14 protein-coding genes are annotated in these 18,977 nt (G+C 61.9%); 2 read left to right on the forward strand and 12 right to left on the reverse strand.

All coding sequences use genetic code 11. The annotated features are described in order from the left end of the window. Positions 1 to 38 precede the first annotated feature (38 nt). Complete coding sequence (gene nusA / locus PSV38_RS19230; RefSeq protein ID WP_300550372.1) at positions 39 to 1,514, reverse strand: transcription termination factor NusA; 1,476 nt, start codon at positions 1,512 to 1,514, stop codon at positions 39 to 41. Beyond that, positions 1,511 to 2,104: a ribosome maturation factor RimP gene (gene rimP, locus PSV38_RS19235; RefSeq protein ID WP_300550374.1), complete on the reverse strand. Its 594-nt coding sequence runs from the start codon at positions 2,102 to 2,104 to the stop codon at positions 1,511 to 1,513. Before rimP ends, nusA begins: the two co-directional genes overlap by 4 nt. Before the next feature lie 241 nt (positions 2,105 to 2,345). Between rimP and fabI the strand changes: the two genes are divergently transcribed. Then, positions 2,346 to 3,137 (forward strand): enoyl-ACP reductase FabI, encoded by a 792-nt coding sequence (gene fabI / locus PSV38_RS19240; RefSeq protein ID WP_300550376.1) that lies wholly within the window; start codon positions 2,346 to 2,348, stop codon positions 3,135 to 3,137. Positions 3,138 to 3,195: 58 nt separating this feature from the next. Then, complete coding sequence (locus tag PSV38_RS19245) at positions 3,196 to 4,854, forward strand: NAD(P)/FAD-dependent oxidoreductase (protein WP_300550378.1); 1,659 nt, start codon at positions 3,196 to 3,198, stop codon at positions 4,852 to 4,854. Here PSV38_RS19245 and PSV38_RS19250 read toward each other — a convergent pair. From PSV38_RS19250 to PSV38_RS19295, 10 genes are all read right to left on the reverse strand, one after another. Next, positions 4,844 to 6,481, reverse strand: coding sequence for a dipeptide ABC transporter ATP-binding protein (locus tag PSV38_RS19250; RefSeq protein WP_300550380.1), 1,638 nt, complete (start codon positions 6,479 to 6,481; stop codon positions 4,844 to 4,846). The two genes, PSV38_RS19245 and PSV38_RS19250, sit on opposite strands and share 11 nt — an antisense overlap. Beyond that, positions 6,478 to 7,545, reverse strand: coding sequence for an ABC transporter permease (locus tag PSV38_RS19255; RefSeq protein ID WP_300550382.1), 1,068 nt, complete (start codon positions 7,543 to 7,545; stop codon positions 6,478 to 6,480). Before PSV38_RS19255 ends, PSV38_RS19250 begins: the two co-directional genes overlap by 4 nt. Beyond that, positions 7,545 to 8,585, reverse strand: coding sequence for a microcin C ABC transporter permease YejB (gene yejB, locus PSV38_RS19260; protein ID WP_300550383.1), 1,041 nt, complete (start codon positions 8,583 to 8,585; stop codon positions 7,545 to 7,547). The genes PSV38_RS19255 and yejB overlap by 1 nt, the downstream gene beginning before the upstream one ends. 3 nt (positions 8,586 to 8,588) lie before the next feature. Beyond that, positions 8,589 to 10,373: an extracellular solute-binding protein gene (locus PSV38_RS19265; protein ID WP_300550385.1), complete on the reverse strand. Its 1,785-nt coding sequence runs from the start codon at positions 10,371 to 10,373 to the stop codon at positions 8,589 to 8,591. 64 nt (positions 10,374 to 10,437) lie between these two features. Further along, positions 10,438 to 12,291, reverse strand: a complete 1,854-nt coding sequence (locus PSV38_RS19270) for an ABC transporter ATP-binding protein (RefSeq protein ID WP_300550387.1) — start codon at positions 12,289 to 12,291, stop codon at positions 10,438 to 10,440. A 10-nt stretch (positions 12,292 to 12,301) separates the two neighbouring features. Next, the gene (locus tag PSV38_RS19275; protein ID WP_300550389.1) at positions 12,302 to 13,759 is read right to left on the reverse strand and encodes an ABC transporter permease; all 1,458 of its coding nucleotides are present in this window, start codon (positions 13,757 to 13,759) and stop codon (positions 12,302 to 12,304) included. A 14-nt stretch (positions 13,760 to 13,773) separates the two neighbouring features. After that, positions 13,774 to 14,757, reverse strand: a complete 984-nt coding sequence (locus PSV38_RS19280) for an ABC transporter permease (RefSeq protein ID WP_300550391.1) — start codon at positions 14,755 to 14,757, stop codon at positions 13,774 to 13,776. 16 nt (positions 14,758 to 14,773) lie between these two features. Further along, positions 14,774 to 16,963, reverse strand: coding sequence for an ABC transporter substrate-binding protein (locus tag PSV38_RS19285; RefSeq protein ID WP_300550393.1), 2,190 nt, complete (start codon positions 16,961 to 16,963; stop codon positions 14,774 to 14,776). A 34-nt stretch (positions 16,964 to 16,997) separates the two neighbouring features. Next, the gene (locus PSV38_RS19290; protein WP_300550394.1) at positions 16,998 to 17,996 is read right to left on the reverse strand and encodes an LD-carboxypeptidase; all 999 of its coding nucleotides are present in this window, start codon (positions 17,994 to 17,996) and stop codon (positions 16,998 to 17,000) included. Between the two features lie 55 nt (positions 17,997 to 18,051). Then, positions 18,052 to 18,924, reverse strand: coding sequence for a transglutaminase family protein (locus PSV38_RS19295; protein ID WP_300550396.1), 873 nt, complete (start codon positions 18,922 to 18,924; stop codon positions 18,052 to 18,054). Positions 18,925 to 18,977 lie beyond the last annotated feature (53 nt).

The following is an 18,977-nucleotide window of genomic DNA, read 5'->3' on the forward strand; positions in this document are numbered from 1 at the left end:
TGTACTTGCTAAATGAGAGGTCGAGTGCGGGCGGATGATCAGGCAAACCAGTGTTCACGAGCCTTCATGATCAAGGCGCGGGCTTGTTCATCGCCCACCTCCGTGATTTCGGTCAGCTCGTCGACGGCCAGATCGGCCAGGTCGTCACGGGTGTGAATCCCGGCTTCCGCCAATTTGGTGATCAACTCCGAGGTCAGGCCATCCAGACCCCTCAGATTTTCCGACAAAGTCTCGACTTCTTCTTCCTTGGCGATTTCCATGGTCAGCAGTGAGTCTTTTGCGCGGGTGCGCAACTCATTGACCGTGTCTTCGTCAAACGATTCGATTTCCAACATTTCCTGCAGTGGCACGTAGGCCACCTCTTCAAGGCTGGTGAAGCCTTCGGCGATCAGGATCTCGGCCACTTCCTCGTCCACGTCGAGCTTGTCGACGAAGAGCTTGCGGATGACGTCGGTTTCAACGGCTTGCTTTTGCGCCGATTCTTCCTTCGTCATGATGTTGATGCGCCAGCCCGTCAATTCTGACGCCAGGCGCACGTTCTGGCCACCACGGCCGATGGCAATGGCGAGGTTTTCCTCGTCCACGGCCACGTCCATGGCGTGCTTTTCTTCGTCCACGAAGATGGATTGCACGTTGGCCGGGGCCAGCGCACCAATCACAAATTGGGCCGGATCTTCAGACCACAAGACGATGTCGACACGCTCGCCGGCCAATTCGTTGGTCACGGCGGTGACGCGCGAACCACGCACGCCAACGCAGGTGCCGATCGGATCAACACGCTTGTCATGCGACAGCACAGCGATCTTGGCGCGCGAACCGGCGTCACGGGCACAGCTCTTGATCTCGAGCAGGCCTTGTTCGATCTCGGGCACTTCCTGGCGGAACAGCTCGATCATGAAATCAGGGGCGCTGCGCGACAGCATGATCTGCGGGCCACGCACGGCAGAGTCCACACCCAGGATGTAGGCACGGACGCGGTCGGCGGCGCGGAGATTCTCTTTGGGGATCATCTCGCTGCGCTTGAGGCGGCCCTCAACGCGACCGGACTCGACGATCACATCGCCCTTGTCCATGCGCTTGACGGTGCCCACGAAAATCTTGTCGCCACGCGACAGGAAGTCGTTCAGCAGCTGCTCGCGTTCGGCATCGCGGATCTTTTGCAGAATGACCTGCTTGGCGGCTTGAGCACCAATGCGGCCAATCGGCATGGATTCGATCGACTCTTCGATGTAATCATCGACTTCGATGTCTTCGATCTGCTCCTGGGCTTCGAACAGCAGGATTTCTGCGTCGGGCAGTTGCAGACCAGCCTCGTTGGGCACAACGTGCCAACGACGGAAAGTTTCGTAGTTGCCATCTTCGCGGTCAACGGCGACACGGATGTCCACCTCGCCGCTATACAGCTTCTTGGTGGCCGAAGCCAGTGCCGATTCAACAGCTCCAAACACGATGTCGCGTTCCACGCTTTTTTCGCGCGCAATCGCATCAACCAACATCAACAATTCGCGGTTCATTTTTTCTGACCTCCGAGATCTTGCGCCTCATCCACGGCTACTTCACCAGCCTCCGGGGTTGCCACCCGGCGGCCTCGTCCTTTGAAGTCCACCACGGGCACGAGTCGTGCGTCGCGGACTTCATCGAGCGTGAAACCCAATGCTTGCTCTACTGCGTTCTTGCCTTCGCCCACCTGGAAAACCAGTTGCCAGGATCCACCCTCGGGAGCTGCTTCACCTTCAGGCACCTCGACCGCCTCAAGAACACCACGATAGTTCTTGCGGCCCTGGAATGGAACCTTCAGAGACACCTCGACTTCGACGCCAGCGAAACGCTCGAAATGCGCAGATGTCCTCAATGGCCGATCCAGCCCTGGCGACGAAACCTCCAGGCGGCTGTAATCGACATTGACCACTTCCAGCGCATATTGAAGCTGGCGGTTGACCTTTTCACAGTCTTCCACCGTGACGTATTCGCCCGGCAAGTCGTACACACCATCAGGCAGGCGGTCGATGTACACGCACAGCAGCCCCTGCGGGGTGCGCTCGCAATCCACCAACTCGTAACCTAAACCAGTCACGGTGTTTTCAACAGCTTTGACCAAACTCATCAACTCTCAATACGCAATCTGGGACCGACTTGAAACCCTGTTTTTAGGCAGAATCAAAGCCGATCAAAAAATGACAAGCGAAAAAAATGGGCTGGAGTCATCCGCCCACCTGACGTAATCAGCGAAGCCGGTATTCTAGCCTCACCCGGACCCGTCAGCAAGGGTTGTGCCCGGAATTTACCGCTCCGCTCTCGTGGCATGACAGAATCCGCGCTGGTTTAGCACTGACACTGGAGACTCCATGGGCTTTCTCGCCGGCAAACGTCTGTTGATCACGGGACTGTTGTCCAACCGCTCCATCGCCTACGGCATTGCCAAGGCCTGCCACCGCGAAGGCGCCGAGCTGGCTTTCAGCTATGTGGGCGAACGCTTCAAGGAGCGCACCACCGAATTCGCCAAGGAGTTTGGCTCCAGCATGATTTTTGACTGCGATGTGGCCAGCGACGAGCAGATCACTGCCATGTTCAGCGACATCGCCAAAACCTGGCCCACCTTCGATGGATTCGTGCATTCCATCGGTTTTGCCCCCAAGGAGGCCATCGCGGGCGACTTCCTGGAAGGCCTCTCGCGCGAGTCGTTCCGCATTGCGCACGACATCTCCAGCTACAGCTTCCCGGCCATGGCCAAAGCTGCCCTGCCCTACCTCAACAGCACCGCCGCGCTGCTGACGCTCACGTATTTGGGGTCAGAACGGATTGTGCCCAATTACAACACCATGGGCTTGGCCAAGGCCTCGCTGGAAGCCAGCGTGCGCTACACGGCCGCCAGTCTGAGCCCCAAGGGCATCCGGGTGAACGGCATTTCCGCCGGGCCGATCAAAACCCTGGCCGCGTCAGGGATCAAGGGATTTCGGCAGATTTTGGACGTGGTCGAGCAAAGTGCGCCTGCGCGCCGCAATGTGACCATTGAGGATGTGGGCAATGTGGCTGCTTTCATGATGTCCGACCTGGCCGCTGGGGTGACGGCCGAAATCACCTACGTCGATGGCGGCTTCAGCCACGCCATGAGTGGCATGGGCAACGGCACGGAGTGACGCCAGGCCCGTAAAATGCGCGGTTCTGGCCAATTGCCCTGGCCCACCGACTGCGACCATGCTGAGACTCACTGAACTTCGACTACCCCTGAACCACACCGAGGACGCCTTGCGCCCGGCGGTGGTGGCCAGGCTGGGCATCGACGATGCCGACCTGGCCGCGTTCACGGTGTTCAAGCGCAGCTACGACGCGCGAAAAAAATCCGCCGTGGTGCTCATCTACACCGTGGACTGCGAGTTGCGCAATGAAGCAGCCGTGCTGGCGCAATTCAGCGCTGATCAGCATGTGCGGCCCACGCCCGACACCAGTTACCACTTCGTGGGGCACGCGCCTGCAGACTTTTTTGCCGATCAACGCCCTCGCCCTCTGGTCATCGGCTTCGGGCCGTGCGGGATCTTTGCCGCGCTGATCCTGGCCCAGATGGGCTTGCGGCCAATCGTGCTGGAGCGTGGCAAGGAAGTGCGCGAGCGCACCAAGGACACTTGGGGCCTGTGGCGGCAAAGCGTTCTGAATCCCGAATCGAACGTGCAGTTTGGTGAAGGTGGCGCGGGCACCTTCTCCGATGGCAAGTTGTGGAGCCAGATCAGCGACCCCCGCCACCTGACGCGCAAGGTGCTGACCGAGTTCGTGAAAGCTGGCGCACCCGAAGAAATCCTGTTCGTCAGCAAGCCGCACATCGGCACCTTCCGCCTGGTGAGCATAGTCGAGAAGATGCGCGCGGACATCGAGGCCCTGGGCGGTGAGATTCGATTCCAGCAACGGGTGACCGACGTGCTGATCGAAGATGGGCACATCCGCGGCGTGACCCTGGCATCGGGGGCGGCCTTGCGATCAGACCATGTCGTGCTGGCGCTGGGACACAGTGCCCGCGACACCTTCACGATGCTGCACGAACGCGGTGTCTACATGGAGGCCAAACCCTTTTCGATCGGCTACCGCATTGAGCACCCGCAAGGACTCATCGACCGCGCCCGCTTTGGCCCGAGCGCGGGCAATGAGATCCTGGGCGCCGCCGACTACAAGCTGGTGCACCATGCCAGCAATGGGCGGGCCGTCTACAGCTTTTGCATGTGCCCCGGCGGCACGGTGGTGGCGGCCACGTCCGAGCCAGGGCGCGTGGTGACCAATGGCATGAGCCAGTATTCACGCAATGAGCGCAATGCCAACGCGGGCATCGTGGTGGGCATCACACCGCAAGACTATCGGCAAGATGGCTTGACCGACGGCCCCGTGAGCCCGCTGGACGGCATGGCTTTTCAGCGCTTCTGGGAGTCGCGCGCTTACGACTTGGGCGGCAGCACCTATGCGGCGCCAGGCCAATTGGTGGGCGACTTCATCAAGGGCAGGCCCAGCACGGCCTTGGGCAGCGTGCAGCCGTCGTACAAGCCGGGCGTGCACCTGACCGACTTGGCCCAGACAGGCAATGGCAGCTTGCCTGACTACGCCCTGGCCGCCATCCGTGAAGCCCTGCCCGCCTTTGAAAAGCAGATCAAAGGCTTCTCAATGCCGGACGCGGTGCTGACGGGGGTGGAGACACGCACCTCGTCACCATTGCGGATCACGCGCGGCAAGGATTTCCAGAGCCTGAACGTCAAGGGCTTGTACCCGGCTGGTGAAGGCGCTGGGTATGCGGGCGGCATCATGTCCGCTGGCGTGGATGGGATCGAGGTGGCCGAGGCTTTGGGCCGCGAGATGCTCGCCAGCATCAGGACTTGATCACGGCCCGCGCTGGCACTGCCGCCAGCAAGGCCCGGGTGTAGTCATGGCGCGGAGACTGCAACACTTGCAGCGCCGGGCCGGACTCGACGATGTCGCCGTCTTTCATGACGATGATGTGGTGCGCCATGGCGGCCACCACCTCGACATCGTGGGTGATGAGCAGGTAGCTCAGGCCTCGCTCGCGCTGTAGGCGTTGCAACAGCGACAGGATCTGCTTCTGAATGGTGACGTCGAGCGCGCTGGTGGGCTCGTCCAGCACCAGGGCCTGGGGATCGACCACCAAGGCCCGGGCCAATGCCAGGCGCTGACGCTGACCGCCAGAAAATTCGTGGGGATAGCGTTCCAGCAGTTGAGGAAACTGCTCTTCGGTCAAGCCCACATCGGCCAGGGTGGCCAGGGCCTGTGTTCGGCGCTGAGCCTGGTTCAAGCCGGGGTGGTGAATGGTGAGGCCTTCGGTGACCAGGTCTTCCACCGTCATGCGGGGCGACAGTGAGGAAAAGGGATCCTGGAACACCACCTGGATGGTGCGCCTGAGCGGCTTGTCGGCCCGTGCGTTGAGCTGCCAGCTTTGGCCGGTGATCTGCAGATGGCCTTGAAAGGGCAGCAGGCCCAGGGCGGCCAGGGCCAAGGTGGATTTGCCGGAGCCTGACTCGCCAATCACGCCCAAAGTTTGCCCGGGCGCAAGCTGCAGATCAGCCGATTTGACGGCGACATACTCGCCATGGCTGAACCAGCCTTTGAAGCCAGGTTTGGGCACGCGGTAGCCCACGCGCAATTGTTTGGCCTGGAGCACAGGCTGTTGCGGTGCCGCATTGGCCGAAGCCTCGACCACATCACGGTGCGGTCGGCTGTCGAGCAGCTTGCGGGTGTAAGGGTGCTGGGGGTTACCAAACACCTCATCGACCGTGCCCTGCTCCACCAGCAGGCCTTTTTCCATCACGGCCACGCGGTCGGCGAAGTTGCGTACCAAGTTGAGGTCGTGCGTGATCATCAGCACGGCCATCTGGTGGCTGCGCTGCAGGTCGTCCAGCAAGCCCAGCACCTGTTGACGCAGGGTAACGTCCAAGGCGGTGGTGGGCTCGTCGGCCAACAGCAGCTTGGGCTGGCAGGCCAGGGCCATGGCGATCATGGCGCGCTGGCGTTGCCCGCCTGACAGTTGATGCGGGTAGGCGCCTGCGCGGCGATCTGGCTCGGGAATACCGGTGCTGGCCAACAGGGCCACGGCACGTTGCCAGGCTTCGCTTTTAGACAGCCCTTCGTGCAGCTCGATCACCTCGGCGATCTGGTCGCCAATGGTGAACAGCGGGTTGAGCGCCGTCATGGGCTCCTGGAAGATCACGGCCACATCGCGGCCACGCACGCCGCGCAGTTGCTGCTCAGACAGGCCCAGCAAATCGCGGGGCCCATCGGGGACCACGTCCAGCACGGCGGAGCCTTCGGTGTGGGCTTGGGGCACGAGTTTGAGCAAGCTGAGCGCGGTGATGGTTTTGCCCGAGCCCGATTCACCCACCAGCGCCAGCTTCTCACCGGGCATCAGGTCAAAGCTGACGCCCTGCACCACCGTCTTGCTGCCAAAGCGGATGCGCAGGTCACGCACCGACAGAAGGGGCTTGACGGCGCTCACGACTCCAGCTCCTTGCGAGGGTCAAGCGCGTCACGCAAGGCATCGCCCATGAAGGTGAGCAGCAACAGCGTGACCACGAGCACCAGGAAGGTCGACAAGGAGATCCACCAGGCATCGAGGTTGTTCTTGCCCTGGGCGAGCAGTTCTCCCAGGCTGGGGGTGTCCGGCGGCACGCCCAGGCCCAAGAAATCCAGCGAGGTCAGCGCCAGGATGGCCGCACTCATGCGGAATGGCAGAAAAGTGACCACCGGCGTCATGCTGTTGGGCAGCACATGGCGCCAGATGATTTGCCAGTTGCTCAGGCCCAGGGCGCGCGCCGAACGAACATAGTCCAGTTGGCGATTGCGCAAGAATTCAGCCCGCACGTAGTCGGACAAGCCCATCCAGCCAAACAGGCTGAGCAGCACCAGTAACAGCCCCAGGCTCGGATTGAACATGGCGGCAAAGATGATGAGCAAGTACAGCTCGGGCATCGATCCCCAGATTTCGATGAAACGCTGGAAGACCAGGTCGGTTTTGCCGCCGTAGAAGCCTTGAACCGCACCGGCTGCCACGCCCACCACCACCCCAATGGCCGTGAGCGCCAGGGCAAAGCCGATGGACACCCGAAAGCCATACAGCAGCCGGGCCACGACGTCGCGGCCCCGGTCATCGGTGCCCAGCCAGTTGTCGCTGGATGGCTCGGAGGGGTTGGGTGACTTCGCGAAGTAGTTGATGGTCGAGTGGTGGTAGCGGTTGATCGGGTAGATGGCGAAATTGTCTGGCGTCTTCTTGAACTGCGCAGCGATGAAAGGATCGAGGAAATCGGTGGGAGTTTCGAAGTCGCCACCAAACTCGGTCTCAGGGACGTTGTGGACGATGGGCACGTACCACTGGCCGTTGTAGCGGGCCACCAGGGGCTTGTCGTTGGAGAGCAAATCGGCGAACAGGCACATGACCAGCAAGGCCGCGAAGATCAGGAAGCTCCAGTAGCCCAGGCGCTGCTGCTTGAAACGCAGCCAAGCGCGCCGTGAGGGCGACAAGGACACCGGGGATGCCGAGGTGGTTGCGGTGGTCGTGGCCATCAATCGAACTTCACGCGGGGATCGACCCACACATAGCAAAGATCGCTGATGAGCTTGGTGACCAGGCCGATCAGCGTGAACAGGTACAAGGTGCCCAAGACCACGGGGTAGTCGCGGCGGATGACGGACTCATAGCCCAGCAAGCCCAGGCCATCGAGCGAGAACAGGGTTTCGATCAGGAGCGAACCCGCGAAGAAGGCGCCGATGAAGGCCGCCGGGAAACCCGTGATGATGGGGATGAGCGCATTGCGGAACACGTGCTTCCACAAGACCTGGCGTTCGCTCAAGCCCTTGGCGCGGGCGGTCAGCACGTACTGCTTGCGGATCTCTTCAAGGAAGGCATTCTTGGTGAGCATGGTGATGACCGCGAAGCTACCCAGCACGCTGGCGGTGACCGGCAAGGCGATGTGCCAGAGGTAGTCCACCACCTTGCCCGCCAGGCTGAGGTCTTCCCAGCCTGAGGACGTCAAACCGCGCAGGGGGAACCAGGCCAGGAAGCTTCCGCCGCCAAACAGCACCAGCAGCGCTACGCCCAGCACGAAGCCGGGGATGGCATAGCCCACCAGCACGATCAGGCTGGTCACCATGTCGAAGCGGCTACCGGCCCGCACAGCCTTGGCAATGCCCAAAGGCACGGAGATGAGGTAGCTGAGCACGAAGGTCCACAAGCCCAGGGTGATGGAGACGGGCAGCTTTTCCTTGACCAACTCCCAGACGTCCTTGTGGTGGAAGAAGCTTTTGCCCAGGTCAAAGCGGGCAAAGGAGGCCAGCATGGTCACGTAGCGTTCGTGAACCGGCTTGTCAAAGCCATACAGCTTCTTGATCTCCTCGATTTGGGCCGGGTCCACGCCCTGGCGACCCCGGTAGCCCGCGCCTTGCGAGATGGCGCTTTCGCCACCTTCACCGCGTTGCTTGAGCTGCGAGACCATTTGCTCGACCGGCCCGCCCGGCACGAACTGGATCACCGCGAAGGTGAGGGTCAGCACGCCCAGCAAAGTGGGGATGATGAGCAACAAGCGCTTGATGATGTAGGCCCACATGCGTCATTTACCCGGTTGGGCCCACCAGGTGGACAAGGCCCAATCTTCGGCCTTGTAGTACAAGGGTTTGACTTCAGGCTGGGCGAATCGGTGGGCGCGGTAGGCCACGCGGTGCACACCCGAGTACCAGGCTGGCACGTTGTAGTGCTCAAAGCGCAAGACCCGATCAAGCGCACGCAAGGCAGCGATTTGCCGGGGCCGGTCGACCGCCGTGACCACTTGGTCAAGCAAGGCATCCACGGCAGGATCCTTGATGCCCACGAAGTTGCTGGAGCCTGGCGTGGCCGCGGCTTTGCTGCCATAGCGGTCGATCAACTCAGCCCCCGGAGACAGGCTGCCTGGCAGGTTCAAACTGGTCATCTCGAAATCGAAGCTGTCCAGGCGTTTCTGGAACAGGGAAAAATCGATGAGCTTGAATTGCGCCTCGATGCCCAGCTTGCCCAGGTTCTGGATGAAAGGGGTGACGATGCGGCTCATGGACGCGCCCTGTCCGGTGTCGTCCAGGATCTCGATCTGGAATGGATCACCCTTGGCATTGCGCAGGGCACCATCACGGTAAGTCCAGCCGGCATCGGCCAGCAAGCTGCGCGCTTTGAGCAGGTTGGCGCGCAGGCTGCCTTGCGGCGTGGTGTTGGGTGGTTGCGGCACCGTCTGGGTGAACACCTCGGGACGCAACTGACGGCGCAAGGGTTCCAGCAAGGCCAACTCGTCCGCGCCGGGCAGGCCCTTGGCTTCGAAGTCACCCCCGACAAAGTAACCCCGCACCCGCGAGTAGGAGTTGTAGAAGAGCTGCCGGTTCATCCACTCGTAGTCCATCGCCAGGCCGACGGCTTCGCGCACACGCGCATCCTTGAACTTGGGCACTCGGGTGTTGAACAACCAGGATTGCAGGCCGCCCGCATTGCGGTGTTGCAGCTCCACCTTGATGAAGTCGCCGTTCTTGAACTTGGCCCCGGTGTAGGCCCGGGCCCATTCGCGCGCGATGTTGGACTGGATGAACTCGAACTCACCCGCCTTGAACGCCTCCAGGCGAGCGGTGTTGTCTTTGTAGATCTTGAAGGTGATGCGGTCGAAGTTGTATTGGCCTTTGCGCACATTGAGCTGTTGCGCCCAATAGCCCGGGTCGCGCTGGTAGGTGATGTCCTTGCCGAAGTTGACACGGCCAATGCGGTAGGGCCCAGAGGCGATGGGCATGTCCATGATCATTTGGTCAAACGGCTTGAGCTTCCCGCCCTCCATGCCCCATTTGTGGCTGAACACGGGCACGGAACCTGCCACCAAAGGCAGCTCGGCATTGCGACGCCGGAAGTCGAAGCGCACCGTGCGCTGGTCGAGCACGGTCACACTTTTGATGTCGCCGAAGGCCGACTGGTACACCGGCGAGGCTTCCTTGCTCATCAACCGATCGAAGGAGCTTTTGACGTCCAGCGCCAGGACCGGATCGCCGTTGTGGAACCGCGCCAGGGGGTTGAGCTTGAAGGTGGCAGACAGGCCATCGGCCGCAACAGCGACATCCTCGGCGAGCAGGCCGTAAGCGGTGGTGGGCTGATCAAAGGTGCCGGTGAGCAAAGACTCGAACATCAATTCGCTCAAGCCGGACGGTGCGGAGCCCTTGAGCGTGAAGGGGTTGTATTTGTCAAAGATGCTGACCCGGACTGGCGCCACCAGCGAGATCTCACCACCTTTGGGCGCGGCAGGGTTGACGTAGTCGAAGTGGTCAAAGCCCGGCGGGTATTTGATGTCGCCGAACTGTGCGTAGGCGTGGGCAGCATGGGCTCCCGTTGACATGCACCAAAGACAAACCAGCCAGAAGAATCTCATGCGAATGATTCTGCCATAGGGCCAGATCGCATCAGGCCGCCCCGCCTGCGCTCAGGCGAGGCACCGCCGACAACAGGGCTCGGGTGTAGTCATCGCGAGGAGATCCAAGCACTTCGGGGGCAGGACCGGTTTCGACAATCTGCCCTCGCCTCATCACGGCCACGTCATCGGCCAGGTACTCCACCACGCCGATGTTGTGGGTGATGAACAGGTAGGCCAAGCCACGCTCGGCCTGCAACTGCTTGAGCAGGTTCAGGATCTGTGCCTGCACGGAAACATCGAGTGCCGAGGTGGGCTCGTCGCACACCAGCACCTTGGGTTCCACAGCCAAGGCGCGGGCGATGGCCAGGCGCTGGCGCTGACCACCCGAGAACTCGTGGGGGAAGCGGTCCAGGGCATCCTGGCGCAGGCCGACCTGGTCCATGAGCAGGCGCAAGCGCTGTTGTCGCTCCGTATGCAGCCATTCCGGACGCAGAGAGCGCAAGCCCTCTTCCAGGATGTCTTGAACACGCAATCGCGGGTTGAGTGAGGCGAAGGGATCCTGGAAAACGATCTGGATGTCGCGGCGGGCCTGGCGCAAAGCCTTCCCTTGCAACTTGAAGAGGTCTTGCCCATTCAGCAAGGCTTGGCCCTGGATCTGGGCCGAACCGCGCAGCAACTGCATGATGGCGCGGCCCAAGGTGGTTTTGCCGCAGCCAGACTCGCCCACCAGGGCCAACGTTTGCCCCGCACGCACGCGCAAGGAGACGTCAGCCACCGCGGTGAAGGTGGGCTTGGCGCGGGAGAACAGGCCGTTGCGCGGCACGTACACCACCCTGAGGTGACGGACGTCCAGCAAGGGTTCGGTGCCTGGGCCAGCGACTGCGCGAGACGCCAAGGCTTGTGGAACCAAGAGAGGGGCTGCTTCGGCTGAACCGTCCGCGCCCGCAGGGAAAAAGCAACGAACCTCGTGATTGGCCAAGCCGGGCTTGATGGCCAGCAACTCAGGGGCCTCCTCATGGCAAGGACTTTGCGCCCGCTGACAACGTGGCGCGAATCGGCAGCCTTTGAACTCCAGCCAGAGGGGAGGCACATTGCCTTTGATGGCCGCCAGCGCACCACCACGCTTGTGAGCGTCTGGCAGGGCCTTGAGCAACAACTCGGCATACGGGTGGCGTGGGCGCTGAAAGAACTGCTCGGCAGGTGCCACTTCCACGATCTGGCCTGCATACATCAAGGCCACCCGGTGGGCCATGCCGGACACCACGGCCAGGTCGTGGGTGATGAGCAGCAAACCCAGGCGGCGCTCACGCTGCAAATCCACCAGCAGGTCGAGGATCTGCTTTTGAATGGTGACGTCGAGCGCGGTGGTGGGCTCGTCGGCGACCAGGAAATCGGGCTCGGCCCCCAAGGCGATGGCGATCATCACGCGCTGCTTTTGGCCACCGCTGAGCTCGAAAGGGTAGCGGTCCATGCAGCGCGAGGGCGCGGGAATGCCTACCCGCGCCAACCAATCAATCGCCTTGGCCTGCGCCGCCTGGCCCCGCAAGGCCGTGTGGGTGTGAATCGTTTCAAGGATCTGATCGCCAACCCGCATGACAGGATTCAGGCTGGTGGCAGGCTCCTGGAAGATCATGGCGACGCGGGCGCCACGCACGCGCCGCATGGCCGATTCCGGCAGGTCGAGCAGGCTGTCCTGGTCCAGCAAGACATCACCCGCGATGACGCGGGCGTTCTCGGGCAGCAGACGCATCAGCGCCAAGGCCGTCATGCTTTTGCCGCAACCTGATTCGCCCACCAGGGCAAAGGTCTCGCCGCGTTCGATCGCCAGGCTTAAGCCGTCAATGGCCTTGACCAAACCCGTTTCCGCGTCCAGCACCACCTTGAGGTCTTGCGTTTGCAACATGGGCTGGCCCTCAGGGTGCGGATGGGGCCGGTGGCCGGACGGCCAGGCGCGGGCGAAAACTGCGGGCGCGGGGGTCGAAGGCATCGCGCACGCCATCGGCGAACAGGTTGGCGGCCAGCACCACGGTCACCATGAAGCCAAAGGCTGCCGCAAAGGACCACCAGACCACCGGGTCGCGGCTCATTTCCTTGCGGGCAAAATTGATCATGCCGCCAAAGCTGTTCATCGAGGGATCAACGCCCACGCCCACGTAGGACAGCACGGCCTCGTAAAGGATCAGCGATGAAAACTCCAGCACCGTGACGATGAGCATCAGGTGGGCCACGTTGGGGAAGATGTGGCGCAGCATGATGCGCGTGTGGCTGACGCCAAAGGCACTGGCGGCCTGCACATAATCCAGCTCGCGCAGCTTGAGTGTTTCGCCGCGCAGCAGGCGGCACAAGCCGGCCCAACCCGTCAGGCCCAGCACCGCGCACAGCAAAAACAGCTTGAGGTCGGCCCGCTCCACCGCTGTTTCGAACAGGTCCGGGTGCGTGTCCAGGAAGACCTGCACCATCAGCACGCAGGCCGCGATCAACAGCACATTGGGCACCGATGACAGCACGGTGTACAGGTACTGGATGACTTCATTCACCCAGCCACCAAAGTAGCCTGCCATGATGCCCAGCACGACGGCCAGGGGCAAGGTGGCCACGGTGGCCAGCGATCCGATCACAAAGGCGGTGCGGATGCTTTTCAGAGCCTGATACAGCACATCATTGCCGGTGGTGTCGGTGCCCAGCACGTGGTACCAACCCATCAGCGAAGTAACCGCACCGATCAGCAAGGCGAGCACAACAATGGCCCACAAGGCCGCACGCCACGGAATCTCGCCTTCATTGCGCCACACACTGGTCAAGGCCTCGCTCAGGGTGGATCGGCGGCTGCGGGCCAGGCACACCACCAGCAAGCCCGCCAAGAGGGTGGCGAGCGCGGCGCCTTTGAGCAGCCCCACGCCCGCGCGAACCAACACATCCTGCCGCCATTGCTGTTCTGGCCGGGTGAGGTGCGCACCGCCGTGCTTCAGCCTGGGTGCCATCCGTTCAACGCGGCCATCGGCCGCCGTCACGGTTTCCTTGGTGAAACTCACGTAAGCCAGCGGGCGCGAATACGTGACCTCGCGCGACTCGATCAGCTTTGACAAGCCCGCGTCCAGCAGGGAGTGCGTGCGGGTGTCGTAGGCCACCACACCGTCGGGGGCACCTTGCGCATGCGGCAAAGGCAGACGGTAGTGCAGGCTGTCGGCCAGCGTCACCACCAGGCACAGTGCCAGCACCAAAGACGAAGCCAAGGCCGGGGCATCGCGGAACACCTTGCGCCAGTTGGCCGACAGGTTCGGGTTGCGAACCACGGCCCACGCATAGGCCAGCAAGGCCAGCACCAGCAGCCACACGGCCGCATCAGTCCAGAGCAAAACGATCTTGGGCATGGTGGCTTCCTTCCTCAACCCAGCCGCACGCGCGGATCGGCCCAGGTGTAGGCCAGGTCAATCAACACGTAGGTGGCGACATACAGCAAAGAGCCCAGGAAGACCATGGTCCGCACCACGGCAAAGTCTTGCTTGGTGATGGCCTCAATCACGTAGGCGCCCAAGCCGGGCAGGCCAAAAAAGCTTTCGAACACCAGGCTGCCCATGAACACGTACGGCAAGTAGGACCCCGCGCTGGTGATGATGGGGATCAGCGCATTGCGAAGCACATGCCGCCGCAACACCACTGACTCGGACAGGCCCTTGGCGCGCGCGGTGCGAACGTAGTCCTTGCCCATCTCTTCCAGGAACATGGCGCGATACAGGCGGGCCTCGCCACCCAGCCGCGCCAGCAACGACAGCAGCACGGGCAGCACCAGAAATTTGATGGCGTCCAGTCCAGGCATGTAACCCGAAATGGGCACCAGCTTGAGCACGCGCGAAAACACCAGTTGGCCCACGATCACATAGAACAGGCTGGAGATCGACAACATCACCACGCACAGCACCACCCCCGCCAAATCCAGCCGGGTGCGCCTGAACATCACCAAGAGCATCGCAAAAGCCACGCTGACGAGCACCTGCAAGATGAACAGAGGCGCCGCCATCTGCAGGCTCACCCACATTCGCCGCCCCACTTCCAGCCCGATGTCGCCGGCGCTTTCACCATCTGATCGGCCAAAGTTCAAGGTGAACAAAGACACCGAGCGCTCCCAGAAGATGGTTTGCGTGGCGCGCTCGGTGCCCTGTTTGGCGTCGTTCCAGTACAGCGGTTTGTCATAGCCGCGCTCGACCTTCCAATGCTCGATCACGTCTTGCGTGATGTACTTGCCGCCGATGTTCAAACGCGCCATGTCGTCTGGGGTGTTCACCGTGAAGAACAAGAAGAACGTGAACAGGTTCACCCCCAGCAACACCAGGGCGGCATAGACGAGGCGGCGGATGGCGTAGGACAGCATCGTGGGTCGCCTTGGCTCAGGTGATGAGGTCGCCGCGCGCGCTAAGGCGATCGCGGCGTTTCAGGCTGTGAAGAAGCCAGGCAATCAACCCCGCCAGTGCCGTCAACGCCAGGATCACGGGCCACCAGAGGGGCTGGTTCCACTGCGCTTGCCGCTGCTGGCGCTCGGCCAAGTCCAGGCGCAGGTAGCGGCCATGGTCACGCACCATCAGCGAGGGCTTGGAGTTGTGGACCCAGTGCTGGACCGCCGCCGATGCGTGCGGAAAATAGCCAAAACTCCAGGGGGCATCTTCCTGCGCGATCTTGACCATCTGGTCGATGACCGATTGCTTTTCAGGGCCATCGGCCATCAGCTTGAGCTTGAAGAAAAGCCGGTCATAGGCGGGGTTGTCGTAGTTGGCATAGCTCTCGCCGTCAGAGCGGGTCTTGCCATTGGGGCCATAGAGCAAGAACAGAAAGTTCTCGGCATCAGGGTAGTCGGCCACCCAGCCTTGCCAGAAGACCTGGTGCTTGCCTTTGCGCACCTTGTCCTGGAACTGGTTGTTGTCGGTGGCGCGCACTTCGAGCTGGATGTCGATCTTGGCGAACTGGCGCACCACCCAGTCGATCTCGACCTTGCGCTCGGGCGTGGGCAGCACATAAAAGTCGTAGTTGAGCACCAGTGGTCGGCCGGTCTTCACATCGCGGCCATCGGGGTAGCCCGCCTCCACCATCAATCTTTTGGCCTCTTCAATGGAGCGCCTCACCGGTTGGCCATCCACTATCCGATGCGTGATGAGGTTGACCCCGGCCAGCGTCCCTTCTCGAGAACCAAAAATGGCTTTGGGCAAGGGCCCCATGGCCGAGATGCCCGCCTTGCTGGGAAAGATTTTGGAGTACTCGTCCCAATCGATGGCGATGGAGATGGCCTGGCGCAATTTTCGATGGCGGTTTTGCTGTTCAGGCGTCTTGCCATGACCGATGACCGGGTCCAGCATATTGAAACCGATCTCGTAGCTGTCCACACCGTTCAGGCGGTCCAGGCGGAAACCTTTGGCGTCGTACTCGCGGCGGATCTCGTCAGAGTCTTGCTTGGCCACCAGGTAGTCCATGCCGGTGTCTGTGCGCTCGAACACCTCAATGTCGTAAAAACCCTGGCGGAACTTGGCCCTTTGCGGCAGCGCTTCTCGTTCTACGGTCGAAACCAGGGTGTCGATGAAGGGCGTTTTCTTGCCGCAATCGTTGAGCAAGCCTGCTTCCTTGTCACCCGGGGCGCCTTCACAAGGGTAAGGCTCGCCCCGGTAATTGGGGTTGCGTTTGAGCACATGTCGGCGATCCTTGATGAATTCGACCATCATGTAAGGCCCCGTGCCCACCGGCCAGGTGTCCAGGCTCAAGCCCACCGTGGCCATGCCGGGCTGGGCGTAAAAGGCATCGGCCTCCCAGGGAATGGCGGCCGTGAAGGTCATGGCCATCCAGTAATTCCACTGGGGGTATTTGCCCTTGAGCCGGATGCGCAGCAGGTGCTTTTCAGGCGCGGTGACCCCGGCCAGCGGCCACTGCCTGAAGTCCAGAAACGGCTTGTCCAAGCTCGCAGGATCCAGGTTCGCGCGCAGCTTGGCATCCTCGTTCTTGACCAGGGCCCGGTAGTCTTTCAGCCCGATCACGTGCTCGGAGAAAATGCCGAAGATGGGCGTGGTGATGCGCGTGGTGGCGTGCCGCTTGAACGCATACACATAGTCTTCGGCCACCAACTCGCGCGTGCCCTGGTGCTGGAACTGCAAGGGTGAAAAGCGCCCAGCCAGCTCGCCCAGCTTCATCGCGTGGTAGCGATGTCGCCCTTGCTCATCGAGCGCAAAACAGGGATGGGGCTGGAACAGGATGCCAGGCTTGAGCCGAATCTCGTAGACGCTTTCTGCGATTTGATCGCCGGGGACATCGTCTGGCAAATCAAGACCGTTCTTGTCCAGGTAGCGGGGCTGGGAGACCGCCTCGGCCGCTTTGCCGATCAACTCGTAAGGCCGCTTCAGGTAGTGGTAGCCATAGAGTGGCTCGTAGATCTGATAGGTGTAGGGCGTCTCAGGTGCCCAATACGACGCGGTGGGATCGAGGTGGCGGGGCGAGCTTTCCCTGACCGCCGAGTACAAGGTGTTTTCCGCTGCCGCACCGGTCTCCCAGGGGCTGTTGTTGCAGCCGGCCAGGCCGAACACCGCCAGCAAGCAGGCCAACACACCACCCCAGAGCCGCCCCCGCCTCACGGCTTCACCACATCATGAACACATCGCGCCCCTGCGCCACCATCTGGACTTTGCGCCCGATGGGCAGGCACAGCTTGGTGGGCACATGGCCAAACGGCAGGCCCGTCAGGATGGGCGTCTTGGTGATGGTGCGCAGGTAAGCGACCATGGCCTTGAGGTTGTAACCCCGGTCCAGAGGCGACTTGCGAAAGTTGGTGAAGTCGCCCAAAACGATCGCCTTTTGTTTGTCCAGGATGCCCGCCTGGTGCAACTGCAACAGGGCGCGCTCGACGCGGTAGGGATGCTCGTTGACGTCTTCCAGGAACAGCAGGCCATCCTTGACCTTGGGAAAATGTGGCGTGCCCAGCAGGGCCTGCACCATGGACAGGTTGCCACCCCACAAACGGCCAGTCACCTCCAAGCCATCAAAGCCCGCCTCGGTCCTGAAGCCCACGCCTTCGAGCAGGCCAGTCACCGCTTCGACAAAGCACTCCTGGGTGACGTCATCGCCGCCATCGGGCAACTCTTCGTTGCCGAAGTCGTCGCAGGCCATGGGGCCCGCCCAAAAACCGGACGACACATGAGAGGCCACTTTCATGGGGCCGGTGGCCCCATGGGCCAAGGCGGCCAGTTGCAGGGCTGTCATGTCGCTGTGGCCCACCCACGCGGTCCCCTGCTCCACACTTTCGGCGATCAGCGTCCAGTCAATGCGGTCAAGCAGGCGACTCAGGCCGTAGCCGCCTCGGGTGGCCAGGGCCACGCAGGGGGCCGCTATCGCGATGCGATGCAAGGCCTGCAGACGAGTCTCGTCGTCACCGGCAAAGCGCTGGTACTTGGCCAGTGCGGACTCGTCAACCTGGGTGTCAAAGCCCAAGGCCTTGAGGCGCTTGGCCGCTCGGCGAACGGCGGGCGCCTTGGCCACCACCCCCGCCGGGCTGAACAAAATCAGCGAGTGCGGATGATCGTGACCGTGGGGGTGATCCTGCGAATGGGAGTGGTCATGCGGATGGTGCGAATTCGACACGCGGGCCTCACGGAGTCAACGCTGAAAGCCGAGAGTCTACGGGACGACCACCACCTCACATCGGATGCTCACCCGCAGTGGACAAAGCGTCCGTGCAACGGAAGGGCATGAGCCAGGGGCTGCCAGGCTCGGTCAGCGCAATGATGCTGATCACGGGTGACTCGGAGGTCACCATTCCGAAGATGGTGGAAAACGCCACGTCCACCGCATCGCGCCCGGTGCCAATGCGAACAAAGCCCATGGGAATGGCCGTGCCCGAGGGGTCAAAGATGTACCAGCGCCCGCCCACAAAAACCTCCACATAGGCGTGAAAATCCGTGGGGCCCAGGGCCGGGTCGGCACCATAGTCGATGCCGGTGGCAAAACGAGCCGGCAGATTCACGGCCCGGCACAACGCAATCATCAAATGCGCAAAATCGCGGCACACGCCCACGTGCTGATTCAAGGTATCCAGGGCCGAAGTGCTCGAATTGGAGCTCATCGACGTGAACTTGGTCTGCGCCTGCACCCAGTCCTGGATGGCCTGGGCGCGCACATACCCTTGCCGCAGGTGCCCGAACTCGCGCGTGGCCAGCATCGTCATTTGGTCTGACTGGCAGTAGCGGCTGGGGTAGATGTAAGGCAGCACCGACATCGGCAACTGCGAAATGGGCGCTTCGCCCAGGCTGGTCGGTGATGAAAACACCTGAGCGATGTCCACGGTGGCCTCATACCGGACCATCATCGGCCCTTGGCCTGCCCGCAGTCGCGTGAAACGGTTGCCCAGGTGGTCGGTCACGTGCTGCAAAGGCACGGGTTGGCTGACGTAGAGGGTTTCCTGCACCACCGTCTGATTGAGGGTGTGGGCCGCGTGCAGATTGAAGATGAAATCAGCCGTGGGGTCCTTGATCTCGTAGTTCAAGGAGATGGAAAACTTCAGCCTGACCATGGCCACCTGCTTTCCATTGAGTCGTTGTCACAGGGAAATCCCGTGATGCATCA

Source organism: Aquabacterium sp., assembly GCF_029946005.1.
Lineage (GTDB): Bacteria > Pseudomonadota > Gammaproteobacteria > Burkholderiales > Burkholderiaceae_C > Aquabacterium.